Annotated in this window: 13 protein-coding genes; 9 read left to right on the top strand and 4 right to left on the bottom strand. The window is 44.2% G+C overall.

The annotated features are described in order from the left end of the window. The first annotated feature begins 5 nt into the window (after positions 1-5). Both BLW16_RS04965 and BLW16_RS04960 read left to right on the top strand, forming a co-directional pair. Positions 6-368 (top strand): YraN family protein, encoded by a 363-nt coding sequence (locus BLW16_RS04965; protein WP_090555461.1) that lies wholly within the window; start codon positions 6-8, stop codon positions 366-368. Positions 369-390: 22 nt separating this feature from the next. Beyond that, positions 391-1,446 carry a glutaminyl-peptide cyclotransferase gene (locus BLW16_RS04960; protein ID WP_245735128.1) on the top strand — a complete coding sequence of 352 codons (1,056 nt, stop codon included), beginning with the start codon at positions 391-393 and terminating at the stop codon, positions 1,444-1,446. Position 1,447: 1 nt separating this feature from the next. Here BLW16_RS04960 and BLW16_RS04955 read toward each other — a convergent pair whose 3' ends face one another. Further along, complete coding sequence (locus BLW16_RS04955; protein WP_090555459.1) at positions 1,448-1,984, bottom strand: DUF4251 domain-containing protein; 537 nt, start codon at positions 1,982-1,984, stop codon at positions 1,448-1,450. A gap of 109 nt (positions 1,985-2,093) precedes the next feature. Beyond that, entirely contained in the window at positions 2,094-3,740 is a 1,647-nt protein-coding gene (gene pgi, locus BLW16_RS04950) for a glucose-6-phosphate isomerase (protein ID WP_090555458.1), read from the bottom strand. Between the two features lie 121 nt (positions 3,741-3,861). On the opposite strand from pgi, the gene BLW16_RS04945 reads away from it, so the two are divergent. The 3 genes from BLW16_RS04945 to BLW16_RS04935 all read left to right on the top strand — a co-directional run bounded on the left by BLW16_RS04945 (position 3,862) and on the right by BLW16_RS04935 (position 7,189). After that, the gene (locus tag BLW16_RS04945) at positions 3,862-5,166 is read left to right on the top strand and encodes an amidohydrolase (protein WP_090555457.1); all 1,305 of its coding nucleotides are present in this window, start codon (positions 3,862-3,864) and stop codon (positions 5,164-5,166) included. Positions 5,167-5,182: 16 nt separating this feature from the next. After that, a protein-coding gene (gene prfB / locus BLW16_RS04940; RefSeq protein WP_139298257.1) for a peptide chain release factor 2 occupies positions 5,183-6,260 on the top strand; the annotation gives its coding sequence in 2 pieces (ribosomal slippage) (positions 5,183-5,242 and positions 5,244-6,260; 1,077 coding nt in all). Beyond that, positions 6,260-7,189 (top strand): alpha/beta hydrolase, encoded by a 930-nt coding sequence (locus BLW16_RS04935; protein WP_090555456.1) that lies wholly within the window; start codon positions 6,260-6,262, stop codon positions 7,187-7,189. The genes prfB and BLW16_RS04935 overlap by 1 nt, the downstream gene beginning before the upstream one ends. Here the strand turns inward: BLW16_RS04935 and BLW16_RS04930 are convergent. Next, a complete protein-coding gene (locus tag BLW16_RS04930) occupies positions 7,186-8,055 on the bottom strand; it encodes a transglutaminase-like domain-containing protein (protein ID WP_090555455.1) in 870 nt (289 codons plus the stop codon). The genes BLW16_RS04935 and BLW16_RS04930 overlap by 4 nt on opposite strands. Positions 8,056-8,095: 40 nt before the next feature. On the opposite strand from BLW16_RS04930, the gene BLW16_RS04925 reads away from it, so the two are divergent. After that, on the top strand, positions 8,096-8,878 hold the full coding sequence (locus BLW16_RS04925) for an O-methyltransferase (protein WP_090555454.1): 783 nt from the start codon (positions 8,096-8,098) through the stop codon (positions 8,876-8,878). A 42-nt stretch (positions 8,879-8,920) separates the two neighbouring features. On the opposite strand, the gene BLW16_RS04920 is transcribed toward BLW16_RS04925, so the two are convergent. Next, positions 8,921-10,051 carry a BamA/TamA family outer membrane protein gene (locus BLW16_RS04920; protein ID WP_245735127.1) on the bottom strand — a complete coding sequence of 377 codons (1,131 nt, stop codon included), beginning with the start codon at positions 10,049-10,051 and terminating at the stop codon, positions 8,921-8,923. A 221-nt stretch (positions 10,052-10,272) separates the two neighbouring features. On the opposite strand from BLW16_RS04920, the gene BLW16_RS04915 reads away from it, so the two are divergent. The 3 genes from BLW16_RS04915 (at position 10,273) to BLW16_RS04905 (ending at position 15,889) form a co-directional block, all read left to right on the top strand. Further along, a complete protein-coding gene (locus tag BLW16_RS04915; RefSeq protein WP_090555452.1) occupies positions 10,273-11,253 on the top strand; it encodes a deoxyhypusine synthase family protein in 981 nt (326 codons plus the stop codon). A 252-nt stretch (positions 11,254-11,505) separates the two neighbouring features. Next, entirely contained in the window at positions 11,506-12,804 is a 1,299-nt protein-coding gene (locus BLW16_RS04910; protein ID WP_090555451.1) for a c-type cytochrome, read from the top strand. 52 nt (positions 12,805-12,856) lie between these two features. After that, positions 12,857-15,889 carry a TAT-variant-translocated molybdopterin oxidoreductase gene (locus BLW16_RS04905; RefSeq protein WP_090555450.1) on the top strand — a complete coding sequence of 1,011 codons (3,033 nt, stop codon included), beginning with the start codon at positions 12,857-12,859 and terminating at the stop codon, positions 15,887-15,889. Positions 15,890-15,906: the final 17 nt, after the last annotated feature.

Here is a 15,906-nt window from a genome sequence, read left to right as displayed (position 1 = left end):
GCTGGATGGCAGAACACAATGAACTTGGCAGATACGGGGAGCTCCTGGCGAAAGAATACCTGGAAAAACTGGGGTACCGGATACTGGATGTGAACTGGGTTTATGGCAGGGCAGAAATTGACCTGATCGCTTTTCATGAGGGTAAACTGATCTTTGTGGAAGTGAAAACCCGGAGGTCTGTTGATCATGGGGAGCCCGAAGAGTTTGTAGACTGGAAAAAAGAGAAACAACTGGAGTTCGCCTCTGCGGTTTATATCGACAGGAGGAACCACCAGGGCGAGATCCGGTTCGACATTGTTGCAATTGTTTTTGAAAATAAGGAACTTTATAAAATTAATCATATTGAAGATGCATTCTGGCCAACGTAATACGCTTGTTAAATATTATAAAATGATCACTCTGGCTTATCTGCTTGTCGGTATTACCCTGGTCACTTCCTGTAGAAATGAGGGCAGCAGGAATGATGTGCCCGGCTTTAAGCTCCCTGAACAGGGCCAGACCTATGGCCTGGGAGAAGAAGTTAAAGTGGAGGTCGATCTTCCTGCAGAAAGCAAGATTACCAATGTAAGTTACCTGGTAGACGGCAAGCCGGTAGGCACAAAAGCCGGGAAAGATGTATTTACAATCCCTACCACCGGCCTTTCACTGGGTTACAGGCTGATCTCTGCAATAGTAGATAATGGGAAAGAAAAGGATACGGTGACGATTAATATCGTGCTGAAATCATCCACTAAACCAGCTAAGTTTACCTATAAGGTGCTGAACGTTTTTCCCCATGATACCAGTTCTTACACCCAGGGCCTGGAATACCATAACGGGAAATTCCTGGAAAGTACCGGAGAGTATGGTACTTCTACTTTAAGGTGGGTGGCACTGGAGTCTGGCAAGGCATTACAGCGGATAGATATTGATAAAAAGTACTTTGCCGAAGGTTCCACCCTGGTAGGCGATAAGATCCTGATGCTGACCTGGAAGGAGAATATGGGGTTTGTATATGATTCGAAATCACTGAAAGAGCTGGGTACTTTTCCTTACCAGAACAGCAGGGAAGGATGGGGGCTGACCTATGACGGGCAGCGGCTGCTGAAGTCGGACGGTACCAACAGGATCTGGTTCCTGAACGGAACGGATTACAAAGAAGAAAGTTATATCGATGTATATGACAACAACGGACAGGTAGACCAGCTCAATGAACTGGAGTATATTGAAGGGAAGATCTACGCGAACATCTATCAGACGGATAAGATTGCCGTAATTGACCCTAAAAACGGCTCTATAGAGCGTTATATTGATCTGACAGGGATCTTGCCTGCAAAAGATAAATATCCCAATACAGACGTACTGAATGGTATTGCATGGGACGCAATCGGAAAACGTTTATTTGTCACCGGGAAAAAGTTTTCCAAATTGTTCCAGATTGACCTGGTCCCTGCCGGTTCAAAATAGATCAGCCGGCCTTTTTGGGCTTGGTTTCTGCAATATATCCATTGAATGTGATGGACTGCTGATTATTGCTGTTGACGGTCAGCGTACCATAACCTGAAGTCGTGATCAATAGGGTTAAACTATAGTTATCCTTGATATCCTTTGGGGTCATGGTGATATTCCAGCCGCCTTTTTTACGGGCGCTGCTTTTGTAATTGAAGTCCTTTGATTTGAATTTGATGCCGTTTTCATCAATGCTGCCATACTTGGGCGTGTAAGATCGTCCGTAATAAGGAAGATAGGCCACCAGGCTGTCCGTCGTTACTGACAAGTCATAACTTGAACCGGTAAGGTTAATATTGCCACCGCCATTATAACCCGGCAGTCTGCTCATGATCTTATTAATGTCTGCCGCATTGAGCGGATAGGCCGTAGTGGCAACAAATACGTAATTCTGCGCTGCAATGATCCTGGCAGTTGTTGCTTTATCTGTCTGGGCAGACAGTTTTACCACAGAAAAGAGCAAGGCAAAAAGAAAGATATTTTTAAGCGTTTTCATCTGTATAGGTTTTATTTGTGTCTTTATTAGATCAAATCCTTTTATAAAGGTTTAAGTTAATCTATAAATATACTAAAATAAACAGATGAAAACGCTTATATTAAGTGTGTTATCTCCAGTTTTTGTATTGGTTGATCAGCCCGTTTGTGGAAGGATCATGAGATGAAACTGGCTCATCACCTTTCAGCTCCGGCAAAATACTTTTGGCCAGCTGTTTTCCTAATTCTACTCCCCACTGATCAAAGCTAAAGATGTTCCAGATAATCCCCTGAACAAATATCTTATGCTCATATAACGCGATCAGGCTTCCAAGACTTCTCGGGGTTACTTTCTTTAATAAAATTGAATTGGTAGGCCTGTTACCTTCGAAAACTTTGAAAGGTGCCAGTTTTTTGATCTCTTCGTCAGTCTTGCCATCTTTCTTCAACTCGGCAGTTACCTGTTCTTCGGTTTTACCGTTCATCAGTGCCTCAGTCTGTGCAAAGAAGTTTGACAACAAGATCTGGTGGTGTTCACCTATCGGGTTAAGGCTTTGCGCCGGCGCGATGAAATCACATGGGATCAGGCGTGTTCCCTGGTGGATCAGCTGGTAAAACGCATGCTGTCCGTTTGTACCCGGTTCGCCCCAGATGATCGGTCCTGTTTCATAAGTTACTTCTTCACCGTTACGGTCTACGTGTTTACCGTTGCTTTCCATATCTCCCTGCTGGAAATATGCGGCAAAGCGGTGCATGTATTGATCATATGGAAGAATAGCCTGTGTTTCTGCATCGAAGAAGTTGATATACCATACGCCCAGCAGACCCAGGATTACCGGGATGTTGCTTTCGAAAGAGGTACTTTCAAAATGTTCGTCTGCCGCATGTGCGCCTTCCAATAATTGTTTGAAGTTGGTAAAACCTACGCTGAGTGCGATAGGCAAACCTATTGCACTCCATAGTGAGTACCGTCCGCCAACCCAGTCCCAGAAGCCAAACATATTTTCGGTATCGATACCAAAAGCAGACACGTCTTTAGCATTCGTAGACAGCGCAGCGAAATGTTTGGCTACATCTTCCTGTTTTCCGCCTTTACTCAGGAACCAGTCTTTTGCGGTATTTGCATTGGTGAGGGTCTCCTGTGTAGTGAAAGTTTTGGAGGCAATAATGAACAATGTTGTTTCCGGGTCAACCACTTTTAAGGCTTCTGCCATATGCGTACCATCAATATTGGATACAAAATGCATGGTCAGGTGGTTCTTATAGGCTTTTAAAGCCTCCGTTACCATTACCGGCCCCAGGTCAGAACCGCCGATACCGATGTTCACAACATCAGTAATGGCTTTACCTGTATACCCTTTCCATGAGCCTGAAATGATCTGTTCGCTGAATTTCTCCATTTTAGCCAGAACAGCATTTACCTCATCCATTACATTTATACTATCAGCATAGATCGCATTGTTACCCTGGTTACGCAACGCAATGTGCAGTACTGCACGGTCTTCGGTCTGGTTGATCTTATCCCCGCTAAACATTGCTTTGATCGCTTCATCCAGTTTACATTCCCTTGCCAGCTGAAGCAGTAAGGCAAAAGTCTCGTCGTTAATTCTATTCTTGGAATAATCCAAAAGAATATCCTCAAAAATCACTGAAAATTTCTCGAAACGTTTGTCGTCTTCTGTAAAGAGCTGTTTTAAGTTTTTCTCATTGATATCAATGAAGTGATCAGCCAGGTACTTGTAGGCTGCGGTTTCTGTAAAGTTTACGGTTGGAAGCATAATGTGGTATTTTTTTTAAATGTACTGGTTTAATTCTATTGATAAAGCTTGTAACAATATTTCTGCCGATAAAATAAATCCCGGCAGATTCGATTATATTTAACATAAAAATAACGTTCTCATGAAAAGATTTTACTTTCTCCTGTTGATCCTGACATCAGGAAGTGCCTTTGCACAAAAAAATGCCTTAAGGGCAGATGTAGCTAAGAAAGCCGCCAGTATTGAACAAAAGATCATTGCCTGGCGCCGCGATTTCCACGAACACCCGGAACTGGGAAACAATGAGCTGCGGACTTCGGAGATCATCACCAAACACCTGCAGTCGCTGGGTATGATCGTTACCAGCGGAGTAGCTAAAACAGGTGTGGTGGGGATACTGAACGGGGGAAAGTCCGGGCCGGTAGTTGCGCTGAGGGCGGATATGGACGGGCTCCCGGTGACAGAACGGGGAAATTTGCCTTTTGCCTCTAAAGTGAGGACTACCTACAACGGGCAGGAAACAGGCGTAATGCATGCCTGCGGACATGATACACACATGGCAATACTGATGGGTGTGGCAGAAGTGCTCGCTTCGATGAAAAAAAATATCCCGGGAACCATAAAGTTTATCTTTCAGCCTGCCGAGGAAGGCGTACAGTCAGGCGAGGAAGGCGGTGCCGAACTCATGGTAAAGGAAGGTGTACTGAAGAACCCCGCAGTGGAAGTGATCTTTGGCCTGCATATCAATTCGCAGACGCCTGTAGGAGATATTACCTACCGGCCAGGCGGAACAATGGCCTCGGTGAATGATATGAAGATCACCGTGATGGGCAGGCAGGCGCATGGCGCTTACCCGTGGAGCAGCATTGACCCTGTGGTGATCTCGGCACAGATCATCAATAACCTGCAGACCATCGTGAGCAGGAACCTGAATGTGACTGAAAATGCCGGGGTGGTTACCATCGGAGCAATCAATGGCGGTATCAGGTCGAATATTATTCCTGAGAAGGTGGAGATGCTGGGTACGATCCGTAACCTGAGCAAGGATGATGAGGCCATGTTCATTGACAGGGTAAAAACTATCGTGACCAAAACCGCGGAGTCAGGAGGCGGAACTGCAGAAGTGCAGATCCCTTACAGCTATCACTACCCCGTTACGTTTAATGATCCGGCGCTGACTTCGAAAATGCTGCCCAGCCTGAAGGCTACGGCAGGTGCTGACCACGTCAGACTGAAACCAGCAGTTACCGGCGGAGAAGATTTTTCTTTCTACCAGGAAAAAATACCCGGCCTGTTTATTTTCCTGGGCGGGATGACAAAGGGAAAAGACCCCTTAAAGGCCCCTTCTCACCATACGCCGGATTTCTTTATTGATGAAAGCGGTTTTGTGCTGGGCGTGAATGCATTATCCAATCTGGCGCTGGATTACATGGTGCTGAAGAAATAATTATATATTTGTGGGTATGACAAAAGAACAAATACAGGATTTAAGGGACAGAGTAGCGTCGCTGAGGAGGCATCTTTGACGTCGATACCCGACTCGAAGCTATTTATATAGAACAGGAGCTTACCTTACAACCGGATTTTTGGGATGATCCCAAAAAGGCCGAAAAGCATTTGGCAGAGATGAACTCTAAAAAGGTATGGACAGATGCCTGGAAGAAGGTCGACGCCGAATTTGAAGATACACAGGTGTTGTTTGATTTCCTGCAGTCAGGAGATGCCACAAACGAAGAGATGGAGGAGCAGTATGAGAAATGCCTGCGCCTGATCGAAGACCTGGAACTAAAGAACATGCTCAGCAGCAAGGAAGACCAGCTGAATGCGGTGATGCAGATCACTGCCGGAGCCGGCGGAACTGAAAGCTGCGACTGGGCGGCCATGCTGATGCGGATGTATATCATGTGGGGGGAGAAGAACGGATATAAGGTGTCTGAACAGGATTTTCAGGCCGGTGAGGTGACCGGGGTAAAATCCGTTACCCTGCAGTTTGCCGGGGAATTTTCTTACGGATACCTGAAGGGCGAGAACGGGGTACATCGTCTGGTGCGTATATCTCCTTTTGATTCCAATGCACGGAGGCACACTTCCTTTGCTTCGGTATATGTTTATCCACTGGTAGACGATACGATTGAGATTGAGATTAAAGACGCGGATATCGAATTTGAGACCTTCCGCTCCGGTGGTGCTGGTGGTCAGAATGTAAATAAAGTGGAAACCGCTGTGCGTTTATATCATAAGCCTTCGGGAATTGTGATAAAAAACCAGGAATCAAGATCGCAGCTGCAAAATAAGGAGAACGCTTTACGACTCCTGAGATCGCAGCTATATGAAGCCGAGATGCGCAAGAGGATGGAAGCTTCTGCTGCCGTTGAAGGTTCAAAGATGAAAATAGAATGGGGCTCCCAGATCAGGAACTATGTGCTGCACCCGTATAAGCTGGTGAAAGACCTGCGGACAAACTATGAGACCTCCAATGCACAGGCTGTACTGGACGGGGAGCTGAACGACTTTTTAAAAGCATATTTAATGGAATTCTAATGAAGAAATTTTGGCTGTTATGTTTAGGACTAAGTATGATTGGATTGCAGACACTGAAAGCACAGGAAGTAATGAACCTGTACCCCGGTAAAATTCCGGGGGCTAAAACTCCGCCGGCGTCCTACAAGGAAATACAAACAGTTAAAGATGGTAAGGTGACAGGCCTCTCGAAAGTCTTTCAACCTACCATTGCCTTATATCAGCCCAACCCTGCCAAGACAAACGGAACAGCTGTGATCATTTGTCCGGGTGGAGGGTATGCACATCTGGCTATTGGCCATGAAGGGGATGAGGTGGCAAAGAGGTTTGCCGAAAATGGTGTTACCGCGGTGGTATTAAAATACCGTTTGCCTGATGATACGACCATGGTAGACAGATCTTTCGGCCCTTTACAGGATGCCGAGCAGGCAATCTATATGGTGCGTAAAAATGCTGCCCGCTGGAAGATCAACCCGGCTAAAGTTGGCATCATGGGTTTTTCTGCCGGAGGCCACCTGGCATCTTCACTCGCCGTTCATTACGGGGACAGTAAAATAGAGAACAGGGAAAACCTCAGCCTGCGTCCGGATTTTGCGATTTTGATCTATCCGGTGATCAGCTTCCTGGCATCGCCGCATACCGGCTCCGTAAAGAACCTGATTGGTGCAAACGGTACGGAAGCACAAAAGGAATATTTCTCGAATGAACGGCAGGTAAATGCGCAGACGCCAATCACTTTCCTGGTGCATGCAAATGACGACAAAACTGTCCCTGTGGAAAACAGTATTTTGTTTGACGAGGCCCTGGTCAAAAATAAAGTAGCGGTAGAGACCCATCTTTACCAGGCTGGCGGACACGGCTTTGGCCTTCACAACAAAACTACAACAGACGACTGGTTTGTGCGGCTGCAAAACTGGATGACGGCAAACAAACTTTCCGGCAGCAACTAGAGGTTGCTGTTGAGTAAGATTTCCTGCAGTTCTTTCAGCTCTTCAACCTTTTCTGCCGAACCCAGGTTTTCATAAGAGGAAATGAGGTTCCTGATGATCCTGCGGATGATCTCTACATTGCTGCAGGGAGCGTAAAAGCCAGGAAGGGGTTGCAGGTTGAGCTGGCGTAAGAACTGGTCTACATCATGTTTACCAAAGATAGCGCCCTTATTAAAGGCGTTGATATAGAACAGCACACCGAATTCATTTTCATCCCTTTTGCCCTCGTCAATATAACCCAGGATAAAATGCTGCGGCAGGTTAACGCCATACACGGGGATATCCAGTTTTTGTGCAATGGTAGAATAGATAATGGCCAGTGAGATCTGGTTTCCTTTTTTGGTTTCCAGTACCTGGTTAATATACGAGTTCTGCGGATCATGGTGATTTTTGGTATTGCCGCTGAAGCCGTTGATATTATAAAAGATATGATTAATCAGTTTGATTTTTTCTACTGAGCTCATTTCATACTGAAGGCCGGTCCAGATTTCTCTTTTGATCTCTTCGATCTGATTGATGATCTTCTGTTCATCAAGATCAGGATATTGGTAGCGGTTGATGACCAGTGCCCCCTGCAGTAAATCGAACGCCCCGCTCTGGTACCAGAGGTTAAGGTCTTCTTTCACGCTGTTGAACTGGATCTGGTGTACGATATTTTCGATCCTTTCCTGCAATAGGGTATCCAGCGATTTCTCCCATTCCGTTTCCAGGAAATGGATCACAGAATTGCCATGCTCAAACAGGCGATCGCGTACATGCGAGAAAACTTCCGGATCAGGATCATCCAGTAATTTTACCAATGCGCTTATTTCTGTACTATTTTCCATTAAATGCGAATTACAATGTTGTGTTGCCTATTTTTGCGGCATGGTATTACAATTTATCAGCGATTATCTGAAGCACCGTTTAACGGCTAGAAGCAGGCATGGTACCCACTCTCCGTTTGTTTACCAACTGGTTGATGAGGTAATTTACGATTTTAACTCCAAAATTGAATACAATGGTATTGAGGAGCAAAGAAAAAAACTTTTAAATGACGATACGATCATTACGGTTACCGATCTGGGCGCCGGTTCTCATTTGAATAAAAACCGTACGAAAAAAATAAAGGAGATCGCAAAAAATGCCCTGAAAAGCCCGAGGCTGGCACAACTGATCTACCGCCTTGCTAAATCGGCCGCTCCTGCCAACCTGCTTGAACTGGGAACCTGCCTGGGGATTACCACGGCCTATCTATCCAAAGCGGCTCCGGAAGCTGATATTGTTACGATTGAAGGCTGTCCTGAAACTGCAAAAAAGGCATACAGCAATTTCCAGGATCTTGAACTTGAAAATATAGAGTTACGCGTAGGTAATTTTGATGAACTGCTGCCAAAAGTGATTGAGGAACATACTCAACTGGATTTTGTATATATTGACGGCAACCACCGCAAGGATGCTACCTTAAATTATTTCAGGTGGTGCCTGCCTAAGGTACATGAAAACTCCCTGCTGATATTTGATGATATTTACTGGAGCAAGGGTATGAAAGAAGCGTGGGAAGAGATCAAGAGCCATCCTGATGTAACCGTTACTATAGACCTGTTCTGGATAGGTTTGGTTTACTTCAAAAAGGGCCAGGCAAAAGAACACTTCAAGATCAAGTTCTGATCTTTCCTTCTGTTAATGTCTTTTCCTGCAGGTTGCAAGCCGTTAAAAAGCTTCTGCAAGGCTCAGGTAAAAGCCTGATTGTCTTGCTTCATTCGGCCGTTTCTCGCCGATACCATAATCAGCCCTTACACTTAAACCTTTGGCCGGATCGAAGAAGTATCTCAGTCCTCCGCCAACGGATGGTTTGAACTGCTTAAAGGAAAAATCTCCATTGGTAAATACACGTCCGCCACCGGCAAATACAACAACACCGAACCGGTTACTAAAACGGTAGCGCAGTTCTGTTTGTGCGGCAATCAGGTTTTCATCCCTGTATCTTCCTGCATAATAACCACGCATAATATCTTCATTTCCCAATTGCGGCAATAAGTAAAATGGTGTATTGTTACTTTGAATGGTGTAATAGATACCGTTTACGCCCAGTACAAGTTTTTTGGCAAGCGGCCAGAAGTTTTTAAGCACCACTTTGATCTGGCTGCCGCTAAAATCATCCTTTCCAAAAATATCAGGTGCATACTGGTAAGTGATCCTTCCGAAAAAGCCCCTGGTGGGATAGTTATTGGAGTTTCTTGTATCATAGGTCTGTGAAATACCAACATAACCTACGCTGCCTCCGGTTTTATCCAGTACGCGGGGGTCTGTATCTAAGATGCCGCCTGTTTCCACGTCCCTGAACGTATTTCTTTCAAAAGCCACAGATACGCCGGTATAGGCAAAAGGAAAAATGTTTTTCTCCACATCAAGTCCTGTCCTGATCTGGTGCTGAACAACTCTGTCTTTATTTGCTTCAAGGGTTTCATTTCCGGTTCCGAAGAAATCAAAGGGGGTACTGCGAAAACGCAGGTCGCCGATCAGGTGATAGGCGTTGTTTTTTGTCCATACATCCCCTTTAAGGGTAACGTTATATTGTTTTTTTGTAGAGACCGATAAAATGGTAGCGAAGTTTGAGCTCCTGTTGAGTGGATCATTTTTATCCAGATAGGTAGAATATAACGCGCCAAGCCCAAATTCCATACCCACTTCCTGCGAATATTTGAGAAAAGGCAAGGGCATAAAACTGGCTCTGCGGGTAGTATCAACGTCTTCAGACAACATACGTTTGATCAATTTCATTTGTCCGAATCCGGAGAGTGCGGAGAGCATCAGGAAGTTACAGATAAATAGTTTTTTCACAGTAAATAATTGTCTTTTTAATTGTTGTGAAGCTTGCATAAGATTTGCATTACTTTTTGTAAGACATAATCTTATGCAGGTTTCATTCGCCGTTTAACGCTTTTATAATAGGTATGAATCCGCGAAATTAAACAATTAAAAGAGAATTATGTTCTGCACCGAAACATTCAGGCTCGTTTAAGAATATTTGCTATTTTTGCGGCTGATAAAAAAAACATAAAATGAGCGTAACAAGAGGACCAATATCTAAATTCATGGAAGGGCATTACCTCCATTTCAATGCGGCGGCGATGATGGATGCAGCTAAAGGCTATGAAACACATCTGGACGAAGGCGGTAAAATGATGATTACCCTTGCCGGTGCAATGAGTACGGCAGAACTGGGGATTTCTCTGGCTGAGATGATCCGTCAGGATAAGGTAGCTATAATTTCATGCACAGGCGCGAACCTGGAAGAAGATATTATGAACCTTGTTGCCCATTCGCACTATAAACGCGTACCGAACTACCGTGACCTGAGCCCACAGGATGAATGGGACTTACTGGAGAACCACTATAACCGCGTTACTGATACCTGTATTCCAGAAGAGGAAGCTTTCAGGCGTTTGCAGAAACATGTTTACAAAATATGGAAAGATGCTGAAGATGCTGGTGAACGTTATTTTCCGCATGAGTACATGTACAAGATGCTGCTGAGCGGAGACCTGGAGCAATACTATGAAATTGACCCTAAAAACTCATGGATGCTGGCAGCTGCGGAGAAGAACCTGCCGATCGTTGTACCGGGCTGGGAAGATTCGACAATGGGGAATATCTTTGCATCATACGTAATGAAAGCGGAGCTGAAAGCTACGACAATGAAAAGCGGTATTGAATATATGGGATACCTTGCGGACTGGTATATTAAGAACAGTGGTGGCAAAGGGATTGGTTTTTTCCAGATCGGCGGAGGTATCGCCGGTGACTTCCCTATTTGCGTGGTACCGATGTTATACCAGGACATGGAAATGGAGAATATACCATTCTGGAGTTATTTCTGCCAGATTTCGGATTCCACTACTTCATATGGTTCATACTCAGGAGCCGTGCCGAATGAAAAGATTACCTGGGGCAAACTCGATATCAATACACCCAAATTCATAGTGGAGTCTGACGCGACAATCGTTGCTCCTTTGATTTTTGCATGGATATTAAAAATGTAATTATAAGTTCCAAATTTTTATAAAAAAAATGGAGAATCGGAAAATCAGCAAAATTGGAAAATTGCTGATTTTCTTCGTTTAAAGCATAAAAAACGCGATGTTTAGAATGATTATAAATTGTATTTACTGTCATTTCTTTGTCATTGGTAAATTAATAAATTTTACTTTTGTGGACGCTTTGACGGAGAACAGAAGTTTAAACATCAATTGCGTTTGTTACAGTTTTTTAAAATAAAGCATAAAATACTCATTATGAGGAATATCTCATTGATCATTAGAAGAGTTTGGAAGTCGGCATTTATGTTCACGGCTCTATCTGTTTTAATCGTTTCAGGTACACAAGCACAAGACGCAGCAGCGGGAAGAACGCTCTTTAAGGAAAAATGTACTTCATGTCATGCTCTGGACCGCGATCTGATTGGTCCTGCACTGCAGACTGCCATCCCACTGAAGAGCGAAGCCTTTTTATTGAAATGGATTAACAACGCTCCGGCATTTATCGCATCAGGTGATAAGGAAGCAGTTGAAGAGTCTAAATGGAACCCAAATGCGGAGATGACCGCATTCCCTACATTAACTCCGGTTGATATCAAAAACATTCTTGCTTACATTAAAGCAGGTGAGCCAAAAAAAGCAGGTGATGCTGCCGGCGCCGGCGCAGGTGCATCTGAGGAAGTTTCAAACTTCTCTCTTGCAGGAGTAGTTGCAGTGATCCTGATCTCCATCGTAGTATTGGTGATCCTGGGCCGCGCAATTAAAATGCTGGAACGTTTGATCCTGCAGAAACAAGGCGTAGTGATCGTTGAGGAAGAGAGTGTTTCTATGGCGGCTGGCATCGGGCAGTTGTTCAAGAACAAAAAATTCATTTTCTTCTTTATCCTGTGTTTAGTGATCAGTCTAGGTTCATGGGGATGGATGGGTATGTGGGATACTGGTGTGAATACCGGTTACCAGCCAACACAGCCGATTAAGTTCTCTCACGAACTGCACGCAGGTGTCAACCAGATCGATTGTCAGTATTGCCACGCAGGTGCTTTCGAATCCAGGAACGCAACGATACCTTCACTTAACGTTTGTATGAACTGTCACAAACAGGTTCAGGCAAGGGACAGCCACGACGGGAATATCTCTCCTGAGATTCAGAAGATCTACAATGCACTGGGTTACGATGCGGATAAAATGACTTATGACAAGTCGAAAGAAAAACCAATTGAATGGGTTCAGGTGCACAACCTTCCTGATTTTGCTTATTTCAATCACTCGCAACACGTTGTTGTAGCTGAAGAAGCTATCCGTAAAGAAAAAGGCCTGAAACCTAACGAACCGGTATGCTTTGCCTGTCACGGACCGGTTAATACCATGGCAGAGATCTATCAGTACTCTCCGCTGACCATGAAATGGTGTATCAACTGTCACAAAGACACCAAATTAGAAGTAAAAGACAATGCTTTCTATACGAAGATCATTGCTGCACATGAGAAGATCAAAAAAGGTGAGAAATTAACACCTGCAGCTTTAGGTGGAATAGAGTGTGGCAAATGTCACTATTAATAGAGTAGAGTTTAATAAAAAAGAACGTTCGATAAACAGTAATATAGCTTAAATGGAAAGCAATAAAAAATACTGGAAAGGCTTAGAGGAATTTAACAAGACCTCCGATTTTGTTGAAATCAATAAAAACGAATTCGCAGAGCCGCTTCCAATAGAAGATGTTTTAAATGAAGCAGGGTTAAGTACAGTAACCCCGCGCCGTGACTTTTTAAAAGCCCTTGGCTTTGGTCTTGGTGCGGTTACACTTGCGGCTTGTCAGCCTGCTCCGATACACAAATCAATCCCTTATCTGATTAAACCAGAAGAAGTGATCCCGGGTATCCCGAATTACTATGTATCCAGTTTTAACGGACAAAGTATATTGGTGAAGACCAGAGAAGGACGTCCTATCAAAATTGAACCAAATCCTAATGCAGGCCAGTTCAATTGCGGTACTGATGCTGTAGCCCAGGCTTCAGTGCTGGACCTGTATGACGTTTCAAAACTTAAAACCCCGGTTTTAAAGAATGATGAAACTACCTGGTCTAAAGTAGATGCATTTGTAAGTGCAGAATTAGCGAAGGCAAAAGCTTCAGGCAAAAAAATCAGAATCGTTTCCTCATCTGTATACAGCCCGTCTACCCAGGCAGTAGTGGCCGATTTTATTGCTGCTTATCCTACTACCAAACATGTTCAGTATGATGCGATATCTTATACGGGTATCATCAAAGCGAACGAGAATAGTTTTGGAAAGGCAATAATCCCTAAATACAATTTCCATAAGGCTGATCTTGTAGTTAGTTTTGGGGCTGACTTCCTGGGAACCTGGATCAGCGGAGAAGAGTTTACTTCTCAGTATATAGAGAACAGAAATTATAAAACACTTGCAAAAGGTAAAATGTCACGTCACTTCCAGTTCGAAGCTGGAATGAGCATGACAGGTACCAATGCAGATACACGTATCCCGGTTAAATTATCTGAACAGGGCCCTGCGTTAATTACCTTATATAATGCGATCACCGGTGCTAACCTTGCAGGTGGCGGATTGCCGAACAATGTTACTGCTGATAAGGCATTAAAATTAGTTGCTAAGGAATTAGTTCAGCAAAAAGGAAAAGCACTGGTTGTCTGCGGATCGAACGATGTTTCTACACAGATCCTTGTGAATGCCATCAACTCCGCTATCGGCAGTTATGGTACAACGATCGATCTTGATAATCCTTCGAAACGTTACTCCGGTAATGATGCTGAATTTGCAGAGTTCCAGAATGAGATGAACAGAGGCGAAGTTGCTGCTGTTTTCTTCCTGGATACCAACCCTGCTTACGATGTGGCCAATGCCAAAGCCTTTACCGAAGGTTTGAGCAAGGTGCCGTTGAAAGTATCTTTCTCTGACCGTAAAGATGAAACTTCTACTTTATGTGATGTGATCGCAACCAACCAGAACTATCTGGAAGCATGGGGCGATGCAAGCAGCTACGAGGGAACATATTCGATCGTTCAGCCAACGATTAACCCTGTGTTTGATTCACGTCAGGCAGAACAGAGTTTACTGATCTGGTCTAACGCTCCTGTTAAAGATTACTACCAGTATGTTCGTAACAACTGGGAGAAAAACATATTACCTGGTTTAGGTAAAACCTGGAATGAATTGTTGCAGACAGGAGTGTTCACCGCTCCTGCAAAACCAGCAGGAACCTATACATTCAACCTTTCACTGGCTGCAGTTGCTCCTTCGGTAGTAAATACCAGCAAATCCCTGTCTAAAGACATCGAACTGGAAATTTACGAAAACGTAGCAATGCGTGATGGTAAACATGCAAACAACGCTTTCCTGCAGGAATTACCTGATCCGGTTTCTAAAGTGACCTGGGATAACTATGTTGCCCTTGCGCCTAAATTTGCTGAGAAACTTGGAATCAATGAATTTGACCTTGTTGAAGTAAAAGGAAGTAACGGTTACACGATCATTTTACCAGTTCTCGTACAACCGGGACAGGCACAGGGTACGGCTTCTATCGCTTTAGGATACGGACGTACGAAAGTGGGTAAAGCAGGTGATAATGTTGGTAAGAATGCTTACCCGTTCCTGAGTTTCGTAAACGGTACATTACAGTACGCCACTACGGTAACAATCAGTAAAACGGGCGGTACTTACGAACTGGCACAAACACAGACACACCACTCTTTCGAAGGAAGAAATATTATTCGTGAAGCGAGCTTTACCGAATACAAAAAGAATCCTGCTGCCGGAACCGGTAAGAAAGAAGAAGGACATAAATCTTACGATCTGTGGGATAAATACGAAAAACCAGGAAATAACTGGGTGATGGCAATCGATCTGAATGCCTGTACCGGCTGTGGTTCTTGTATCGTTGCCTGTAACGTAGAAAACAATATCCCTGTAGTAGGACGTGATGAGGTTCGCAGACGCAGAGAGATGCACTGGATCCGTATTGACCGTTACTACAGTTATGAAGAAGGTGACAAAAGCGTATCTGAAGAAAAAGAGATCGCCCATATGGAGAACCTTGACCACGTGACTGTTGTTCACCAGCCGATGTTATGTCAGCATTGTGACCACGCTCCGTGTGAAACGGTTTGTCCGGTACTGGCTACCACCCACTCTTCAGACGGTCTGAACATGATGGCTTATAACCGTTGTGTAGGAACACGTTACTGCGCAAATAACTGCCCGTACAAAGTTCGTCGTTTCAACTGGTTCAACTACTGGAACGATTCACGTTTTGATAACTACCTGAACAATGAGTTCACACAACTGGTGCTTAATCCTGATGTTACTGCCCGTTCAAGAGGGGTAATGGAGAAATGCTCAATGTGTATCCAACGTATTCAGGCTGGTAAATTATCCGCTAAACTGGAAAAACGCCCGCTGAAAGACGGAGATATCAAAATGGCGTGCCAGCAAGCCTGTTCAGCCAATGCAATCATCTTCGGTGATGCTAACGATGCGGAATCGGAAGTATCGAAAGCACTACGTAGTGAGCGTATCTACTATGTACTGGAAGAGGTAAACACACAACCTGGTATCGGTTACATGACTAAAATTAGAAACACAGATTCATTACCAACAATACAAGCGTAAGCTGATATTAAAGAAAA

The sequence above is a fragment of the Pedobacter hartonius genome, assembly GCF_900107535.1.
Classification (GTDB): Bacteria; Bacteroidota; Bacteroidia; order Sphingobacteriales; family Sphingobacteriaceae; genus Pedobacter; species Pedobacter hartonius.
The sequence above is the reverse complement of the archived record's forward strand: the minus strand, read 5'-3'. Positions and strand labels throughout refer to the sequence as shown.